Source organism: Streptomyces sp. NPDC057623, from assembly GCF_042800355.1.
In the GTDB taxonomy this organism is placed as follows: domain Bacteria; phylum Actinomycetota; class Actinomycetes; order Streptomycetales; family Streptomycetaceae; genus Streptomyces.
On sequence record NZ_JBHVGZ010000021.1, the window covers coordinates 123,675 to 140,851 of the forward strand.

The 17,177-nt window shown below is 68.0% G+C and carries 19 protein-coding genes and 2 tRNA genes; 16 read left to right on the forward strand and 5 right to left on the reverse strand.

Features of this window, described 5'->3' with window-relative positions; genetic code table 11:
• The first annotated feature begins 14 nt into the window (after positions 1–14).
• The 3 genes from ACFU95_RS22590 to ACFU95_RS22600 all read left to right on the forward strand — a co-directional run bounded on the left by ACFU95_RS22590 (position 15) and on the right by ACFU95_RS22600 (position 1,839).
• Entirely contained in the window at positions 15–830 is an 816-nt protein-coding gene (locus ACFU95_RS22590; protein ID WP_383830397.1) for a DUF3566 domain-containing protein, read from the forward strand.
• Between the two features lie 111 nt (positions 831–941).
• Positions 942–1,018 (forward strand) — tRNA-Ile (locus tag ACFU95_RS22595).
• A gap of 77 nt (positions 1,019–1,095) precedes the next feature.
• A complete protein-coding gene (locus ACFU95_RS22600; protein ID WP_383830400.1) occupies positions 1,096–1,839 on the forward strand; it encodes an ATP-binding cassette domain-containing protein in 744 nt (247 codons plus the stop codon).
• A gap of 167 nt (positions 1,840–2,006) precedes the next feature.
• Here the strand turns inward: ACFU95_RS22600 and ACFU95_RS22605 are convergent, their stop codons facing one another.
• Complete coding sequence (locus ACFU95_RS22605) at positions 2,007–2,420, reverse strand: DUF6344 domain-containing protein (RefSeq protein ID WP_383830403.1); 414 nt, start codon at positions 2,418–2,420, stop codon at positions 2,007–2,009.
• A 337-nt stretch (positions 2,421–2,757) separates the two neighbouring features.
• Here ACFU95_RS22605 and ACFU95_RS22610 point away from each other — a divergent pair, with 337 nt between their 5' ends.
• Together ACFU95_RS22610 and ACFU95_RS22615 are read left to right on the forward strand one after the other, a co-directional pair.
• A complete protein-coding gene (locus ACFU95_RS22610) occupies positions 2,758–2,886 on the forward strand; it encodes a DLW-39 family protein (protein ID WP_003999697.1) in 129 nt (42 codons plus the stop codon).
• 255 nt (positions 2,887–3,141) lie between these two features.
• Positions 3,142–4,473 carry a hypothetical protein gene (locus tag ACFU95_RS22615; RefSeq protein WP_383830406.1) on the forward strand — a complete coding sequence of 444 codons (1,332 nt, stop codon included), beginning with the start codon at positions 3,142–3,144 and terminating at the stop codon, positions 4,471–4,473.
• A gap of 23 nt (positions 4,474–4,496) precedes the next feature.
• Here the strand turns inward: ACFU95_RS22615 and ACFU95_RS22620 are convergent, their stop codons facing one another.
• Together ACFU95_RS22620 and ACFU95_RS22625 are read right to left on the reverse strand one after the other, a co-directional pair.
• Complete coding sequence (locus ACFU95_RS22620) at positions 4,497–6,125, reverse strand: serine/threonine-protein kinase (protein ID WP_383830408.1); 1,629 nt, start codon at positions 6,123–6,125, stop codon at positions 4,497–4,499.
• 251 nt (positions 6,126–6,376) lie between these two features.
• A complete protein-coding gene (locus ACFU95_RS22625) occupies positions 6,377–6,925 on the reverse strand; it encodes a DNA-binding protein (protein WP_383830411.1) in 549 nt (182 codons plus the stop codon).
• 181 nt (positions 6,926–7,106) lie between these two features.
• On the opposite strand from ACFU95_RS22625, the gene ACFU95_RS22630 reads away from it, so the two are divergent.
• A tRNA-Ala gene (locus ACFU95_RS22630) sits at positions 7,107–7,179 on the forward strand.
• A 486-nt stretch (positions 7,180–7,665) separates the two neighbouring features.
• On the opposite strand, the gene ACFU95_RS22635 is transcribed toward ACFU95_RS22630, so the two are convergent.
• Complete coding sequence (locus tag ACFU95_RS22635; protein WP_383830414.1) at positions 7,666–8,322, reverse strand: DUF5324 family protein; 657 nt, start codon at positions 8,320–8,322, stop codon at positions 7,666–7,668.
• A gap of 326 nt (positions 8,323–8,648) precedes the next feature.
• Here ACFU95_RS22635 and ACFU95_RS22640 point away from each other — a divergent pair, with 326 nt between their 5' ends.
• Both ACFU95_RS22640 and ACFU95_RS22645 read left to right on the forward strand, forming a co-directional pair.
• Positions 8,649–9,182 carry a peptidylprolyl isomerase gene (locus tag ACFU95_RS22640; protein ID WP_383830418.1) on the forward strand — a complete coding sequence of 178 codons (534 nt, stop codon included), beginning with the start codon at positions 8,649–8,651 and terminating at the stop codon, positions 9,180–9,182.
• 102 nt (positions 9,183–9,284) lie between these two features.
• On the forward strand, positions 9,285–10,172 hold the full coding sequence (locus tag ACFU95_RS22645; RefSeq protein WP_383830421.1) for a rhomboid family intramembrane serine protease: 888 nt from the start codon (positions 9,285–9,287) through the stop codon (positions 10,170–10,172).
• A gap of 302 nt (positions 10,173–10,474) precedes the next feature.
• Here ACFU95_RS22645 and crgA read toward each other — a convergent pair whose 3' ends face one another.
• On the reverse strand, positions 10,475–10,729 hold the full coding sequence (gene crgA / locus ACFU95_RS22650; RefSeq protein WP_062145592.1) for a cell division protein CrgA: 255 nt from the start codon (positions 10,727–10,729) through the stop codon (positions 10,475–10,477).
• 142 nt (positions 10,730–10,871) lie between these two features.
• On the opposite strand from crgA, the gene ACFU95_RS22655 reads away from it, so the two are divergent.
• The 8 genes from ACFU95_RS22655 to ACFU95_RS22690 all read left to right on the forward strand — a co-directional run bounded on the left by ACFU95_RS22655 (position 10,872) and on the right by ACFU95_RS22690 (position 17,031).
• Positions 10,872–11,648 (forward strand): DUF881 domain-containing protein, encoded by a 777-nt coding sequence (locus tag ACFU95_RS22655; protein WP_383830425.1) that lies wholly within the window; start codon positions 10,872–10,874, stop codon positions 11,646–11,648.
• 18 nt (positions 11,649–11,666) lie between these two features.
• A complete protein-coding gene (locus ACFU95_RS22660; protein ID WP_383830428.1) occupies positions 11,667–12,380 on the forward strand; it encodes a class E sortase in 714 nt (237 codons plus the stop codon).
• Positions 12,381–12,397: 17 nt separating this feature from the next.
• A complete protein-coding gene (locus ACFU95_RS22665; RefSeq protein ID WP_383830475.1) occupies positions 12,398–12,595 on the forward strand; it encodes a hypothetical protein in 198 nt (65 codons plus the stop codon).
• Positions 12,592–13,230 (forward strand): aminodeoxychorismate/anthranilate synthase component II, encoded by a 639-nt coding sequence (locus ACFU95_RS22670; RefSeq protein ID WP_383830431.1) that lies wholly within the window; start codon positions 12,592–12,594, stop codon positions 13,228–13,230. Before ACFU95_RS22665 ends, ACFU95_RS22670 begins: the two co-directional genes overlap by 4 nt.
• Positions 13,227–14,498, forward strand: a complete 1,272-nt coding sequence (locus ACFU95_RS22675; protein WP_383830434.1) for a class E sortase — start codon at positions 13,227–13,229, stop codon at positions 14,496–14,498. Before ACFU95_RS22670 ends, ACFU95_RS22675 begins: the two co-directional genes overlap by 4 nt.
• A 14-nt stretch (positions 14,499–14,512) precedes the next feature.
• Positions 14,513–15,277 (forward strand): class E sortase, encoded by a 765-nt coding sequence (locus ACFU95_RS22680; protein WP_383830437.1) that lies wholly within the window; start codon positions 14,513–14,515, stop codon positions 15,275–15,277.
• Between the two features lie 306 nt (positions 15,278–15,583).
• Entirely contained in the window at positions 15,584–15,961 is a 378-nt protein-coding gene (locus ACFU95_RS22685) for a peptidase inhibitor family I36 protein (protein WP_383830440.1), read from the forward strand.
• A gap of 191 nt (positions 15,962–16,152) precedes the next feature.
• Positions 16,153–17,031, forward strand: a complete 879-nt coding sequence (locus ACFU95_RS22690; protein WP_383830443.1) for a hypothetical protein — start codon at positions 16,153–16,155, stop codon at positions 17,029–17,031.
• Positions 17,032–17,177 lie beyond the last annotated feature (146 nt).

A 17,177-nucleotide genomic window follows, 5' to 3' on the forward strand; every position in this document is an offset into this window, starting at 1 on the left:
AGGAGTGAGTCATCGTGAGCGGAGCCACGGGCGCCGGGTCGTCCGGAACCTCGGCCGGTTCTACGACCGGTAAGGAGACGGACGGCGGGGGCCGTGGCTCCGCCGCGCGTGCGGCGGACACGCACACCACCCAGCTGAAGGCGATCAAGTCGCCGGCGAAGGACTCGCCCTCGTCGGGCGCACCTGGATCCCAGGGGGGAAACGTGACGGACACCCGAGGCTCGCAGCCCCAGCAGTACGCGGCCGGCGCGGGCTCGGCAGGTCCGGGCGCCCAGCCGCAGCCACAGCCGGCCCCCACGGGGGCGCAGCAGGGGGCCCCCGCGGCGCCTGCGTCGCCGCTGCCCGGGGAGCGGCAGGCGCAGCAGCCCGCCGGGCCCTACCACCCGCCGCAGGCCTACCAGACGCCCGCTCCGGCGAGCGCCGCACGTCGGCCGCGCACAGGAGCGAGCACGACGCCCCGCACCCGCAAGGCGCGTCTGCGTGTGGCCAAGGCCGACCCGTGGTCGGTGATGAAGGTCAGCTTCCTGCTCTCCATCGCGCTGGGCATCTGCACGATCGTCGCGTCCGCGGTGCTCTGGATGGTCATGGACGCGATGGGCGTCTTCTCGACGGTCGGCGGAACGATCTCCGAGGCGACCGGCTCGAACGAGTCGAACGGCTTCGACCTCCAGTCCTTCCTGTCGCTGCCGCACGTCCTGATGTTCACGTCGATCATCGCGGTCATCGACGTCGTCCTCGCGACCGCGCTGGCGACCCTCGGCGCGTTCATCTACAACCTCTCCGCCGGCTTCGTGGGTGGCGTCGAGCTGACGCTGGCCGAGGACGAGTGACCTGCTGCTAAACGGCGGCTGACCGCCCCCCGACAACCGATTTTGGGACTGCCCCGGTCGTGCGCTAATCTTCAGGAGTCAGCGCGCGGCACACACACCGCAGAGCGCGGCGGGGCTATAGCTCAGTTGGTTAGAGCGCATCCCTGATAAGGATGAGGCCACAGGTTCAAATCCTGTTAGCCCCACCAGCGAAAAGACCCCCGGTCCACTCGGATCGGGGGTCTTCGCATGTCCGGTTGTCAGTGCCGGATGAGAGCCTGACGCAATGATCGTCGAACGGGCATACGCGCATGTCGCCGAGGGCGAGCTGGAGGAAGGCGACCCGTGGCCGTGGTCGGTGCCGTGCGTGCGGCAGCTGCTGGACGACGGCCTGAAGTTCACCGCGCCGGTGACGTTCCTGGTGGGGGAGAACGGCTCGGGCAAGTCGACCCTCGTCGAGGCGCTGGCGGAGGGGTTCGGCCTGGACTCCTGGGGCGGATCCGCGGGCTACAAGTACGCGAGTCGGCGTGAGCCGTCGGAGCTGGGCGGGCGGATGCGGTTCGAGGCGACGCCGGCCGGCCGTCGTATGCTGCGGGGGCCTCGGACGCGCCGCAGAGGCTTCTTTCTGCGGGCGGAGACCGCGCTGGACGCGCTGGGCCGGGAGCAGGAGTCGGGAAGGCTGTCCGGGGCCGCGGACGAGATGAGCCACGGCGAAGGCTTTCTGATGGCCTTCCGGGAGCGGTTCCGGGAGCCAGGGCTGTATGTCCTGGACGAGCCCGAGGCCGCGCTGTCCTTCGCTTCCTGTCTTCAACTCGTCGGGCATCTGCACGAACTGGGGCGTTCCGGTGCGCAGATCATCTGCGCCACGCACTCACCCGTGCTGACGGCGCTGCCCGGCGCCGAGATCATCGAGGTGGGCGACCACGGAATGCGTCCCGCCGGCTGGCGGGATCTGGAAATCGTCGACCACTGGCGGCGTTACCTCAACGATCCGTGGGCCTATCTCCGGCACATCGTCCAAGAGGGATGAAGCACGCCATAGGGGCCGTCGTCATGAGCGGTGCTGCATGAGCGGTATGGCAAAGCGGTACGGCAAGAGTCGTACTGGGTAAGCAAGCTCGCTGTGACCGAGCGGTCTGGAATCAACAGGCTTCGCGCTTTGGGTCAAGGGGTGACGGCTCAGGGCGAGCCGTCGGTTCAACGCTGGTGCGGGACCAGTGGTTGCCCCGAGGAGCCGGCGTGAGCGCACTCCCGTGGGGCCGAGCCGGAGGTGGCCGAGCCAGGGGTGGTCGAGCCGGGGGCGGCCGCGTCCGCTTCCGTGTCCGTGAGGGGGCGGTGTCGGCAGCCGGGGGTCTTGCCGTGGGCCTCGGCCCGGATGCGCTGCTTCATCGTGGGTGGCAGTGCCCTCGCATAGGACCAGGCCCATTGGGGCATCGCCGGCACCGTCAGCTCCGCGCTGCGGTCCTTGTCGTCGCTGTTGCTCTTGCGCGACGTCTCGGTGTGCGGTACCGCCGCGGCGGAGGTGGTCGAGACGAAGCCGAGCGCCGTGAACAGCGCGAGGAAGGCGGTGACGATGGTGGTCCACAGCTTCATGACCGTGTTTCGGGTCATGGCCCCTCACTTTCGGGTTGGGCGATTTGCGTACTTTCCTCATGATGTGTATGGGGGCCGAGAAGTCATGGACCGACGCCCGTGACGCGGCGATCTTCAGATGAACACCACTCGAATGGGCGCAAGAAGCGCGAAGAGAGCGGAAAGGCGGAGGAAGGAGAGCGAAGTCACCCTCTGTCGGGGTGTGATCACCCTCCGATCGGAGCGATGTCATCCGCTTCTACTGCGGTGTTCCGGACGGAAGTTGAGCGCCCACGCAGGTCACCGATCGGTATCGGTCGGTGTGTATAGTCGGGCGCCAGAGGTCCCCTACGTCAAGGAAAGACGAGGTCGCACGGTGAAGAAGCTTCTCCTGGTCGCACTGGCCGCCATCGGCGGGCTCCTCGTGTACCGCCAGATCCAGGCGGATCGCGCCGAGCAGGATCTGTGGACGGAGGCGACTGACTCCGTGCCCACGGGTTCGTGAGTCACCACATCGGAATCTGAAGCAGACCCCGGCCGCCCAGCGGTCGGGGTTTTTGTGTGCCTGGAGTGCGTGTGCGCTCCTCGTCCTGGTGTCGTCGGGGCCGCGGAGCGTCACGCCGTCGAGTTGCGGGAGCCGCTCGGAGGCCTTAGAGACGGGCGTATCGGACGGTCGTACGGATTGGGTGGGTGGCGAGCGGCCGGGCTGGGCAGGATGGGCGACGGTCCATGGTCCGGCGGCGACGAGGGGTGGCGCGTGATGAGGCGGCGTACGGCGCGGTGGCGCCGGGCGAGGGTGCGGCGCGGTCGTCTCCCGGCACGCGCGCGCGTGGCCGTCGTAGGGGCGCTGCTGCTGTGCGCGTCGGCTGCCCTGCCGGGCGGGGCGGCACTCGCGGCCGCGACGCCCACTCCTTACGCCTTCGCGCCGGACGCCCGGTCCGTCACCGGTGCGTCGGGCACCGCGGACGCCGCATCCCTCACCCCCGGCGCGACGTACCGCAGCTCGCTGCCGAGCGACGCGAGGACGTACTACAGCCTCGAACTCGACGCCGTCTCCGACGTGTACGTCTCCGCGACCGCCATCCCCGCCCCCGGCAGCACCATTCGTCCGGGCGACGGGATCAAGGTCTCCGTGGAGGACTCCGACGGCCGCTCCTGTTCCTCCGGCACCAAGACCTTCGGCATCGTCAGCACACCGCGCCCGATCGCGGCGTGGGGCGCGCGCGAGGTTTCCGTCAAGCGGTCGCGCTGCACGACCGAGGGCACCTACTACGTGATCGTCGAGCGCGTCAGTACGGCGACTTCCGCGCCGGGCACCTGGGACCTGGAGCTCTTCGCGACCTCGGAGCCGCCCCTGAGGCAGACCGGCGCGACGACGGCCCCCGGGGCCTGGGACTCCGCCTCGCCGGCCCCCCTCACCGGTGAGGCCGTCCCCCGTGAGGGCGGCTCCGGCTTCGCCTCGGCGGAAGCCGTCGGCAACGGCGTCTGGAGCGCCGACGTCGAGCCCGGCCGGACGCTCTTCTACAAGGTGCCGCTCGACTGGGGACGCCAGCTGTACGCCACCGCCGAACTGGGCAGCTCGAACAGCGGCTACGGCAACACAGGCGGCGCCCTGAACCTCTCGCTCTACAACCCCGTGCACGGCTTCGTCGACGACGCGAGCGCCACCTACGACGGCCGGCAGAAGAGCGCCGAACTCGATCCCCTGCCGCCGGTCACGTACGAGAACCGGTACGCCGGACCCGCCCCGCTCAGCGCGATGCGGTTCGCCGGTTCCTACTACCTCGTCGTGCACCTCGCGGCAGAGGTCGCCGAGAAGTACGGCGAGGGGCCGTTCCGGCTGACGTTGCGCGTGCGGTTGGAGGGCGCGGCGCAGCCCGGTCCCGCCTACGCGGGGGTGCCTGAGCCGCGGGACGTCATTCAGGCCGGCACAGGCGATTGGGCTGCCACTGGAGGCGGGGCCGGGTCCGGGAGCGGCGGTGACGCTGCCATGACCGTGCTCGCGGTGAGCGGGATCGGCGCGGGGACCGCGGTGCTGGTGGTGCTGGGGGTGTGGACGGTGGTGGCGCGGCGGAGGGCTGGAGCCCTCTAGCAACGGCGGGCCCGCGGCGCGCCTCAGATGCGGGTCAGCGCCCAGAAACCCACGGCGTAGCAGGCCAGCGCCAGCAGCAGGAGCGGTACGGCCACCTTGGCGGGCGGGCCGGGACGGCGCCGTGCGAGGCCATGGGCCCGGCGGCGGGCGGCGCGGTGGCCGCCGCGTCGGTGCGGCTGCGCGTTCGAGGGCGCCGAAAGTGGAACCTGCGGGTTCTGAGCGGTGTACGAGGCAGTAGAGGCATCGACGCGTTGGTGTTGCACCGGCGTCGGGGGCTGGGTCGGGTACTGCGGTGCGCGTGGTGGGGAGGAGGACAGGACATGAGTGGTGTCGTAGGGGGAGGTGAGGGGCGCGCGATGCTGCGCGTCCTGGTGAGCCTGGCCCTGTGCATGGCTCTGCACGCGTGCCTGTGCCTGTGCCGGGGGCGGCTGTGCCGGTGGCGGGGGCGGGGGTGTCCGAGTCTGCGGGGAGGAGGCGGTGGCCTGCGGAGGCGGCAGCTGGAAGCTGCCGGTGTCCGACATGTTGGGGCGTCCATCCCCGGGGCCGGACCGCGAGGAGACGGACGATTCCTCGGAGGCCGGGGCCGACGCGGCCACGCCCTGGCGCGGATCACTCGATGCGGTGGCCCTCGGTGCCGAGTCGGTGCCGGCGGCCGAGGAACCGGTGCCGGGCGCCATCGACCCGGTGCCCGTAGGCCAGGACCCGGAGGTCCCCGAGCCCGCGCCGAACTGCCGCCGGCCACCCGTGTCCCCATCGACTCCAGGCGCGCGTTTCAGCGGCCCGCCCGCCTCGAACCCCGTGGGCAGGGGCCCGATCTGGTCGAAGATCTCGATGAGCTCGTCGTCGGGACCGGGCTCCGGCAGCAGCTCGGCGGCCGAGGCGAGGGCCTTGCGCGCCCCTGTGGCAGAGCGGAACCGCGCCTGCGGATCCGGCTGCAACAGCGAGGCCACGACCTGCCACAGCGGTTCGGGAATGCCCGTGGGCGCACCGGGAGTTCCGTGCTCGGCGAAGTACTGCACGAGCGCTTTTACGTCAGGCTTGGCGCCTTCCAGCAGATACAGGGCGACGAGTCCCACGGCGAACAGGTCGGCGGGGAAGTCCGGTTCCGCACCCATGAGTTGCTCGGGCGCGAGATAGCCAGGGGTTCCCACCACGAGGTTGGTCTCGGTCAGGCGGGGCTCACCCAGCCGCATGGCGATGCCGAAGTCGGACAGGCGCAGCCGAGGCCGGCCGGTGCCGGTGGCTTCGAGGAGCAGGTTGGCGGGCTTGATGTCACGGTGGACGACACCCTCCGCGTGCACCGCGGCCAGCCCCGCGAGGAGTTGGTCGAGGAGCGTGCAGACGAAAGAGGTCGGCAAGGGGCCGTAGTCGCCGACGAGATGGACCAGCGAACCGCCGGCCACCAGGTCCATGGTGAACAGGACCTTGTCGTCGTCGGCGGCCCAGCTGGCGGGGGCGAGCACATGGGGGTGATCGATCCGGAGGGCCTGTTCACGGACGAATCGCAGCAGCGAGTGCGCGTCGCTCTGCTGGAGCACCTTGGCGGCCACATACCGCCGACGGCGGTGGTCCCAGGCACGCCAGACGGCACCGACGCCGCCGCGCCCGATCGGGTCGACCAGTTCGTACCGGCCGGCGAAGACCTCACCCATGGTTGTGCGTCGCTCCTCCCCCTTCGGTTACCCCCTTGCCTCCCCCTCGACGAGCGATACGACTCCCCCTCGCTGAACCGCGTTCGTGCCTTCCACGGACAGAGACACACCCTCGTCGTGCCCGTCGTGATCAGCCCGCGCGCGGGCGGACCCGCGTGACCCAGCCGATGAGCGGCACGACCCCTCGTGCCGCTCAGGACGTAGGCCGTCGGCCCGGTCGCCGAACCCCCTTCGGCGACCGGGCCTCGGGGTCAGCTCTGGTGGGACTGGTAGTGCGTGACCGCGTCGGAGGTGCGGCCGGCGCCGTACACCCGGAGGAACTCTGCCAGTTCCGGGTGGCTGGGGGCGAGAGTGTCCGCCGCCTCGATGATGTCTCCCGCGGCCGCGACCGACCGCAGCAGCGACTGGATCTCACGGACCACCCGCTTGACCGTGGGCGCGCCCGAACTGCTCGTCGTCTGCGTCGTGTTGCTCAACACCGAGCCCCCCTGTGACTTCTTGATCTCTTCCATGCGCTCGGTGGCCTCCGCCGCGCTCACGCTGCCGTCCGCGACCTGCCCCGCCAGGTCCTGCAGCAGCTGCACCCGCTGGACCACGGCGGGATTGCCGATCTTCGCCCGCTGACCGCTCATCAGCTGCGACAGCATCGGTGCGGACAGGCCCAGTACCCCCGCGAGACGAGCCTGGTTGAGACCAAGATCGTCGATGAGCTTACGGAAGAGCGTCCCCAGCGGCTCCCCGTACCAGTTCCGCTGCAGATCCCGCGCTCTTGCGGTGGCTTCCTGCTGTGCGGCGTCCATTGCGTCTCCCCATCGCTTCCCCAAAAACTGTGGTTCGCTGTAGCGAACCACGCCGAGCATCTTACGGAGAGTGGTCGTTCATCGGGACCCCCAATCTTTTTGCGAGATACGGGGGACGACCCGGTACTCTGGTCTGCGACGCCCGTCGGTACGTGGTTCTTCCGTCGGACGCACCTCTTCCGGGGCCTTAGCTCAGTTGGTAGAGCGCTGTCTTTGCATGGCAGATGTCAGGGGTTCGACTCCCCTAGGCTCCACACCTCGGACCGGTCAGACGCCTCGTGGCCTCTGGCCGGTCTTTGCATGCCCGGACTCCAGTGGACGCATCTCGCTGAGTGACGTGCGTCACGCGGGTGGCCAGTGGTGCCATTGCAGATATTTGCGCAAACGGGCGAGGTGGGCGGAGCCCGCAGGGTGGTCGCGGAGCTGGTCGGGAGGATGTCAGGGGTGCTCCAGGGCATGGAGGCCTTGTGTGAGCTGGCACTAACGCAATCGGGTAATCGGAAAGACGCGGTCCGTCAGGGAAATCTGTGCGGGACTTGCACACGCGGGCCGTTGCAAACGTCATCGTGCGGAAGGGCGTAAACACTCGCCGGGATGGCGCCGCGGGCGCGGTACGGCCACGGACACGGCCGATGTTCCACGTGAAACATCGCTGTGGGGGGGGGGAACCCCAAACCCCCCCCCCCCCACCACAATTCGACTTCCGGGTCATCCCCGGCCCCCACATCCCCGCCCTCACATCACCGGCCGTCGTCGCGCCGGGCGGCCTCCTCCTCGGCTTCCTTCGCCTGGACCTCGGGGTCGAGGACGGACTGGCCGCTGCCGTCCACCGACGTGAGATGGCCCGACTCGGGAACCTCGGTCGCGGCGGGAGGCTCGACCAGCCAGTCAGGGTTGGCCTGCTTGTCCCACCACCTCCAGGCGGCGAAAGTGCCGCCCGCGAGGACGCCGAGCACCGCCAGCACCTTCGCGGCACGGCCGGCCTTGGCACGCCGCTGATGCTTGCGGACCAGCTTCTGGATCTCCTTCGGCGAGACCTGACCGCGTAGCGCGGCCATAGCGGCGACACCGCGCGCGGTGGCCTCGTCCCTGACGGGCCCGGCCGCGGCCACCGCCTGCTCCAGCCTTGGTCGGGAGTAGTCGGCGGCCTGCCGGGCAGCCTTACGGGTGCGGACGGCAGCCTCATGGGCGGCGTGGTCGACCTTCGGCGGCACATGTGTACGGGCCTGCTCGGTGGCCTGCGTCATCTTCGGCGCGAGCCGTACGCGTGCCTCGTGTGCGTAGTGCGTGGCCCTGTCCCTGGCGGTGTCGGCGTAGGGCGCCACCACTTCCGCGGCGTGCAGCACGCTGTCCTTCGCCGAGCCGGTCGCGGCGCGCACGCTGTCGATGCGGGTCACGGGTTCCTCCTCCTCGGTGGCGTACGGTATTTCGACTTTCCACCCTTTTACGGATCATGCCTGTCGGACCACTTTGCGGCATGTGAGGGCGGGCATATGGGTGCCGATGTGCTTGATCAAGTGCAATAACGGACCAATGCGGGGCAACGGTGGCTTGTCGTCGACAATGCCACGGTTCTCTCCGTCTCGCCCCCGCCACGGACCGACTCGATGGGTTTTCTGCAAGCAATCAGCCCGGTTGCGTGCGGGTGAACGAGTGCCGGGCGACGGGCGACGCGGTCCGTGCGAGGATCGGGGGGTCACAGGAAGACAACGGAAGGCAGATCGTGGCCGAGCAGCTGTACGCCACCCTGAAGACCAACCAAGGCGACATCGAGGTCCGGCTCTTCCCGAACCACACGCCGATCACGGTCAAGAACTTCGTCGAACTCGCCCAGGGCGAGCGTGAGTGGACGAACCCCACCACCGGGGAGAAGTCCACGGCCAAGCTCTACGACGGCACGGTCTTCCACCGCGTCATCAGCGGCTTCATGATCCAGGGCGGTGACCCCCTGGGCAACGGCACCGGCGGCCCCGGCTACCAGTTCCAGGACGAGTTCCACCCGGACCTCCGCTTCGACAAGCCGTACCTGCTCGCCATGGCCAACGCCGGACCAGGCACCAACGGCTCCCAGTTCTTCCTCACCGTCTCCCCGACGACCTGGCTGAACCGCAAGCACACGATCTTCGGCGAGGTCACCGACCCCGCCAGCCAGAAGGTCATCGACGCCATCGCGACCGTACAGACCAACCCGCGCACCGACCGCCCGGTGAAGGACATCGTCATCGAGTCGGTCGTCGTCGAGACCCGCGAAGGCTGAGTCCGACACCTCCCGCAGGGAACCAAACGCCCCGCTCGTCCGTAAGGATGAGCGGGGCGGTGTGCTGGGACGCGCATCGCGTACGACGACCTAGGGGACCTCATGGACCAGCCGGCAGGCAGCCCGCAGGACGCCCAGAGCCTGCCCGTCTGCTACCGCCACGCGGACCGCGAGACCGGCATCCGCTGCACCCGCTGCGAGCGTCCGATCTGCCCCGAATGCATGGTCAGCGCTTCCGTCGGCTTCCAGTGCCCCGACTGCGTCCGCGGCGGCTCCGGTACCGGACATGCTCCCAGCGCCTCCCGCCCCCGCACCATCGCCGGGGGCACCGTCACCGCCGACCCCCGCCTGCTCACCAAGATCCTCATCGGGATCAACCTGGCGGTCTTCATCGCCGTCCAGACCAGCAACGCACTCCTGAACGACCTTGTCCTCCGCGGCGCATGGCCGCCGGCGCCGTACACGCCCACCGAGGGCGTCGCGGGAGGCGAGTGGTACCGCCTGGTCACCTCGATGTTCACGCACGAGGCGCCGTGGCACATCGGCTTCAACATGCTCAGCCTGTGGTTCCTCGGCGGCCCCCTCGAAGCGGCCCTCGGCCGAGCCCGCTATCTCACGGTCTATCTCGTCTCGGGTCTGGCGGGCAGTGCCCTTGCCTATCTGCTGACCCCTCCGGCCACGGCCACACTCGGCGCCTCCGGTGCCGTCTTCGGCCTGTTCGGCGCCACCGCCGTGCTGATGCGGCGGCTCAACTACGACATGCGGCCGATCATCGCCCTGCTGGTGATCAACCTGATCTTCACCTTCAGCCCGGGGTTCAACATCTCCTGGCAGGCCCACATCGGTGGCCTCGTCGCCGGTGTCATCACGGGTTACGCGATGGTCCACGCCCCCCGCGAGCACCGCGCTCTCGTGCAGTACGGCACGTCCGCGCTCGTACTGGCCGTCGTGGTCCTGCTGACCCTGCTCAGGACTGCCCAGCTCACCTGAGCGCGGCCTTCTTCCACGTGAGCCCCGCTGTTGTCCACAGCGGGTGCCGGATCTTGTGCACACTGTGCGGGAACAACTGTGCCCCCTGTCAGCGACCCGCGTTTCCGCAGGTCAGACAGGGGGCGAACAGGTTTTCGGTTACGGGTGTCCGACCGGTACTTCCGTCACACCGGCGTCAACCTTCGATGAGTTATCCACAGATCGTCTTTCTTTTTCAACACTGTGGAAAACGGCTGTGGATAACTCAGCGGATAGCCCTGGGCAGAGCTGCGTTCACCGCGAAGTGACCGCCCGTTCGGCGGCTACTTCCACTGCGTGGAGACGCCGAATCCGGCGGCGATGAAGCCGAAGCCCACCACGATGTTCCAGTTGCCCAGAGCGTCGATGGGCAGCGAACCGTCGGTCACGTAGAAGACGACGATCCAGGCCAGACCGATGAGGAACATGGCCAGCATCACGGGCGCGACCCAGGCGCGGCTGTTCAGCTTGATGGCGGTCGCCTGCTTCGACGACGGCGGCGTGTAGTCGGCCTTCTTGCGGATACGTGACTTCGGCACGAGGGTCTCTCCTGTCGATGCGCTGCGTGGCCGCGCAGGGAACTGTGGCTGGCTCGGGGGCAGCGTACAAGGGGACTCTGATTGCTCCCCCGGGCGTCCGTTAGCGTAGTGCTTCCGCGGCGCCGAAGGAGATAAGGGTACGTTGAGCAATTCTGCCGACTCCCCCGGGACGGGATCCAGTCCTGTCCGTGGCCGATTTCGGCCGGTGCGGGTGTTGACCGCGGCCGTCTTCGCTCTCGCCGGGCTCATTTTCTTCACCAGTTTCAACACGGCCAAGGGCACCAACATCCGCACGGACGCCTCGTTGCTGAAGCTTTCGGACCTCATCCAGGAGCGCAGCCACAAGAACGGCCAGCTCAACGAGTCCAACGCGGTCCTGCGTGACGACGTGGAGGCGCTGGCCGAGCGCGACGACGGCAGTACCAAGGCCGAGGACGCCAAGCTGGCGGCGCTGGAGAAGAACGCGGGGACGCAGAAGCTGTCGGGCGAGGCGATCTCGGTCACGCTCAACGACGCCCCGCCGGACGCCACCGCCAAGCTGCCCGGATATCCCGAGCCGCAGCCCGACTACCTGGTGATCCACCAGCAGGACCTCCAGGCCGTGGTGAACGCGCTGTGGCAGAGCGGCGCCAAGGGCATCAAGGTCATGGACCAGCGGCTGATCTCCACCAGCGCGGTGCGCTGCGTGGGCAACACCCTGATCCTCCAGGGCCGGGTCTACTCACCGCCGTACAAGATCACGGCGGTCGGTGACCCGGAGAGGATGCAGCAGGCGCTCGCTGCCTCGAAGGCGATCCAGAACTACATGGTCTACGTCAACGTCTACGGCCTCGGCTGGAAAGTCACCGAGGACGGGACGGTGACTCTGCCGGGTTACTCCGGCACAGTGGATCTGGAGTACGCCAAGCCCGTGGAGTGAGCCTCTCTGGAGCTGCCGGTGCGCGTCGTCGTCAGGACCGTCAGCGAACTGTGCATCACCGTCGGCACCGTCATCGTCCTGTTCGTCGTCTATGTGCTGTTCTGGACCGGCGTGAAGGCCGACCACGTCATGGACGACCAGATCGACCGGTTACAGGAGCAGTGGGCACAGGGGGCTGTTCGCCCGACAGCCGCGGCTCCCGGCAGCGAGGCCGGTCAGGGCGAGGGCACGCAGGCGGGTCCGCCGAAGCCCGCCCCCTACACCGCGGACAAGCCCTTCGCGATCATGTACATCCCGCGCCTTGGTTTCACGTGGAACAAGCCGGTACTCGAGGGCACCGCCACCAAGACCCTCAAGAAGGGCCTCGGCCACTACGCGGCCACCGCCCAGCTGGGCCAGAAGGGCAACTTCTCGGTCGCCGGCCACCGGCGTACGTACGGCGATCCCTTCAAGGACTTCCCGCGGCTGCGCCCCGGTGACGCCGTGGTCCTGACCGACGGGACCACCTGGTTCACGTATCGGATCGACAAAGGCCCCTACAAAACCCTGCCCGCGGACATTGAGGTGATCGACGCTGTGCCCCGTAAGTCGGGGTACACGCGTGAGGGCCGCTATCTGACCCTGACCACGTGTGATCCGGAGTGGGGGCACAGCCACCGTCTGATCGTGTGGGCGCATCTGGACTCCACCCAGCCTGTGGAGGCCGGGAAACCGGAGGCGTTGCGCCGTTAGTCTGTTGGCTGTACGGCGTGAGTCTGGTGCCGTGGTGCGACGGAAGGGACGGCATGTACGGCTGGATCTGGCGGCATCTGCCGGGGAGTGCGTGGGTGAGGGCGCTGATCTCGCTCGCTCTGGTCGTGGCCGTGGTCTACGTCCTGTTCAACTACGTCTTCCCGTGGGCCGAACCGCTGCTGCCCTTCAACGATGTGACGGTGGACAACCAGTGAGCGCGCGCATCCTCGTCGTGGACAACTACGACAGCTTCGTCTTCAACCTGGTCCAGTACCTCTACCAGCTGGGCGCCGAGTGCGAGGTGCTGCGCAACGACGAGGTGTCGACCGCGCACGCCCAGGACGGCTTCGACGGCGTGCTGCTGTCGCCGGGCCCGGGGACGCCCGAGGAGGCCGGGGTCTGCGTCGAGATGGTGCGTCACTGCGCCTCGACCGGGGTGCCCGTCTTCGGCGTCTGTCTCGGCATGCAGTCGATGCAGGTGGCGTACGGCGGTGTCGTGGACCGTGCGCCGGAGCTGCTGCACGGCAAGACCTCGCTGGTCGAGCACGGGGGCAAGGGCGTCTTCGCGGGTCTGCCGACGCCCTTCACGGCGACCCGCTACCACTCGCTCGCGGCCGAGCCGGGGACGGTGCCGGCCGAGCTGGAGGTGACCGCGCGTACGCACGACGGCATCATCATGGGTCTGCGCCACCGTGAACTGCCCGTCGAGGGTGTGCAGTTCCATCCCGAGTCGGTACTGACCGAGCACGGGCACCAGATGCTGGCCAACTGGCTGGTGGAGTGCGGCGATCAGGGTGCGGTGGCGAGGTCGGCGGGGCTCGCCCCGGTGGTGGGCAGGGCCACGGCGTGACCGCGCTGCGCCCCGAGCGCGAGTCCGGCGCCTCCTACGGGGAGTCCTTCACGGACTCCTACGGCGGCGCCGGCGACCAGGGCGGCTCGTACGGCCAGCAGCCGTACGAGGGGCCCGGTGCGCTCGGGGAGTGGTACGGCGGGGAGGACCACGTCGCGCGGGCGCAGGTATCCGAGGGACACCGCGCCGACGGTTACGGCAGTGACGGCCATGGCCACGCCGGTGACATCTACGGCACCGAGGCGTACGGGGCGGGGGGATACGGGGCCGATGGGCACCGCGCTGAGGAACCCGCGGTATCCGAAGAGCCGTACGCGGAGCCGTACATACCGCCCGCCGACGACGAGACCGTGGCTCTGCGGATACCGGATCCGCCACCCACCGGTGACTCCATATCGGCTTCTGCCGCCTCTTCCGCCGCTTCCGCCACAGGAACCCCGACGGGTGGCCGTGCGGCCCGCAGAAAGGCCGCCAAGCGGCGTCACGGGCGCCATGGGGGCTCCCGGGAGACGTCGGAGGCCGCCGAGACGGGTTCGGAGGGCTCCGACGCCCCGCTTTCGCGCGTGGAGGCACGCAGGCAGGCCAAGGCGCGCAAGCCCAGTCCGGGCGTCCTCGCCAGCCGGGCGATCGGCGAGATGTTCATCACCACCGGCGTGCTGATGCTGCTGTTCGTGAGCTACCAGCTGTGGTGGACGAACGTCCGGGCGCACGCGCAGGCGGACAGGGAAGCCAGCAGCCTTCAGGACGACTGGGCGAGCGGTAAGCGCAGCCCCGGGAGCTTCGAGCCGGGGCAGGGCTTCGCCATCCTGCACATCCCCAAGCTGGATGTCGTGGTCCCGATCGCCGAGGGCATCAGCAACAAGAAGGTGCTCGACCGGGGCATGGTCGGCCACTACGGCGAGGGCAAGCTGAAGACGCCGATGCCGGACGCCAAGTCCGGCAACTTCGGGCTGGCCGGGCATCGCAACACTCATGGTGAACCGTTCCGGTACATCAACCGGCTCGCCCAGGGCGACGCGATCGTCGTGGAGACGCAGGACAAGTACTACGTGTACAAGATGGCCTCGATCCTCCCGGTGACGTCGCCGAGCAACGTGAGCGTGCTGGAGCCGGTTCCGCCGGGGTCGGGTTTCACCGGTCCGGGCCGCTACATCACACTCACCACGTGTACGCCGGAGTTCACCAGCAAGTACCGGTTGATCGTCTGGGGCAAGATGGTCGAGGAACGGCCGCGCAGCAAGGGCAAGCCGGATGCGCTCGTCAGTTAAGGGCAGATTGAAAAGTGGCAGCCACCACCGACGGTACGGAAGAGCACACGGCGGCCCCCGCGTCCCGGCGCCCCCCGCCCCGCCGCCGCGGCATGGGCCGGATCGCGACGGCGGTCAGCGTGTTCGGCGAACTCCTCATCACGGCGGGCCTGGTACTGGGCCTGTTCGTCGTCTACTCCCTGTGGTGGACGAACGTCATCGCCGACCGTGAGGCGAGCAAGCAGGCCGACAAGGTCCGTGACATCTGGGCCCACCAGGACGAGGAGGACTCCGGTCGTCCCGCGGAGTTCGACTCCAAGAACGGCATCGGCTTCCTGCACGTGCCCTCGATGAGCGGGGACGACATCCTGGTCGAGAAGGGCACGTCGTCGAAGATCCTCAACGACGGCGTCGCCGGCTACTACACCGACCCGGTCAAGGCGACCCTGCCGTCCTCGGGGAAGAAGGGCAATTTCTCCCTCGCCGCCCACCGTGACGGTCACGGAGCGGAGTTCCACAACATCCACAAGATCGAGAAGGGCGACCCGATCGTCTTCGAGACGAAGGACAAGTGGTACGTCTACAAGGTCTACGGCATCCTTCCCGAGACCTCGAAGTACAACGTCAAGGTCCTGTCCGCCGTCCCGAAGGAGTCGGGGAAGACGAAGGCGGGCCGCTACATCACGCTGACGACGTGCACGCCGGTGTACACGAGCCGGTACCGGTACATCGTGTGGGGCGAGCTGGAGCGGGTGGAGAAGGTGGACGAGCAGCGGACGCCGCCGCAGGAACTGCGGTGACGCGGGCGCGATCGGCTTTCGCTGATGTCCGCCCGGAACTTCGAACCCATTTTCAGTGACGTCTGACTCCCGCGAATAAGGAATTTTGCATTCCGCATTATGCGGATCCGTAGATTCCTTTAGTTCAGGACGGGTCATTCAGGCACAAAAGGGTGCGACCCCCAGGGGAATCTCGGACGAGCTTTCGAAAATTGGTTGATCTTGCGTCGGGGCCTGTCATATTGTCGGGCTGCACAATTCCTTACCCGACCCTTCACATTCTCGGGGGCTTGAATGGCTGTGCTCCGTCGTCTTTCCGTTGCGGCAGTGACCGCATCTCTCGCTGTCGGCGTGTTCTCCGGAACTGCTTCCGCCGGTAGCTACAACGGCGTGTGCGAAAGCTCGAACGGCGGTGAGGTCTGTCTCTACGACGCCTCGAATACCACGGGCCGTGTCTATGACACGCTCTACAGCAAGCCGACGTACACCGGCACGTATTACGGGACCAACGTCGGCATCGACAACACCGTGAACTCCACCTGGAACCGTGACCCGGACACCCGTGTCTACTTCTGGCAGTTCGCGAACTACAGCGGACTGGGCCTGGGCCAGGCGCCCGGCACCAAGGAGAACTGGGGAGACCTCAGCGAGGACAACTCCTGGAGCTCGCACTGCTTTGCCAGCAACTCCACCTGCCCGTACTGACAGGTAGCACACAGACCATCGACTGCGGCCTGCTCTGTGGAGCAGGCCGCAGTTCTCTGTACGCATCGGTGATGAGCAGGTCACTTTCCATGAAAAGAAGTTCTACAGCGACACTGTTTCTCGCAGCTATAGCAGTTCTTTCGGGGTGTACCACAGACCAGTCACCGGATAGCGGAGCATCCTCTTCCGCTGTGACGATCAAGCCGGAGCCCGGGCTCTACCGAGGCGCCGCACCGGAACTGCCGCTCGATACCTACAGCCTCACTCAGGCACAGAAGCACGATTTTGAAGACGCGATCTATGTGCTTGCGAAGAAGTGTGTCGAGGGATTCGGTGGGTCCTGGCCCGAACCGGTGGATCCAGCCGGCGCCGCCACGGCGGCGTCGCGCCGTTATGGCGTGGCGGACGAGAGGTTCGTGGGCAAGTTCGGCTACAGCCCCCCGGCTCCCGAGGGAATGAGCTGGACCGAGATCGGTCAGGCCCGTGAGAAGTCACGCGAGCGGACGGCCGGCATACCGGAGGAGACGCGCAAGGTCTACACCGGGGAGGTCTCGCGAAGTGGCGGAAAGAAGGTCCCGCAGGGCGGGTGCCGGGGTTCCGCGTATCGCACTCTGGGCATGAAGGGGCTCAGCGTCCCCTACTCCGACGAAGTCGATCGTGTGGCGTTGTCGGCCTGGAAGGAAGCGCGCGACAGCGAGATCGTCAAGAGGGCTGCACGGAAGTGGAGCCAGTGCATGAGTGAAGCGGGGTACCGCTACAACACCCCGGAAGAAGTGATTGAGAAGCCGGCGTGGAATCTGAAGGACGCCCCGCCCTCGTGGGTCGATCTGACCAAGCCGTCAGCAGAAGAAGTGCGCACCGCCGAGGACGATGTCCGGTGCAAGCAGGATTCGATGTTCCTCGAAAGCTGGAAGGCTGTGGAAACCGAGGAGCAGAAGGTTGCCCTCGAAGAGCACCGAGATCTGCTGGTGCGAGCCCGTGCGACCATAAAGGATCTCAATGTCGATGTGCGAAGAGTCATCGCTGGAAACAGTGAAATGACGGAGCAAAATCCCGGCCCAGAACGCTGACAGGGGCTCCCTTCGAGGGCCCATTTCCTCTAGCATGGCGGAGGGGTGAAGGCACAACCCCCCCCTTCCTCCTCCCGCCCCCCCCCCCCCCCCCCCCCCCCCCCCCCCTCCGACACCACCCCCCACCCCCCCCCCCCCACCCCCCC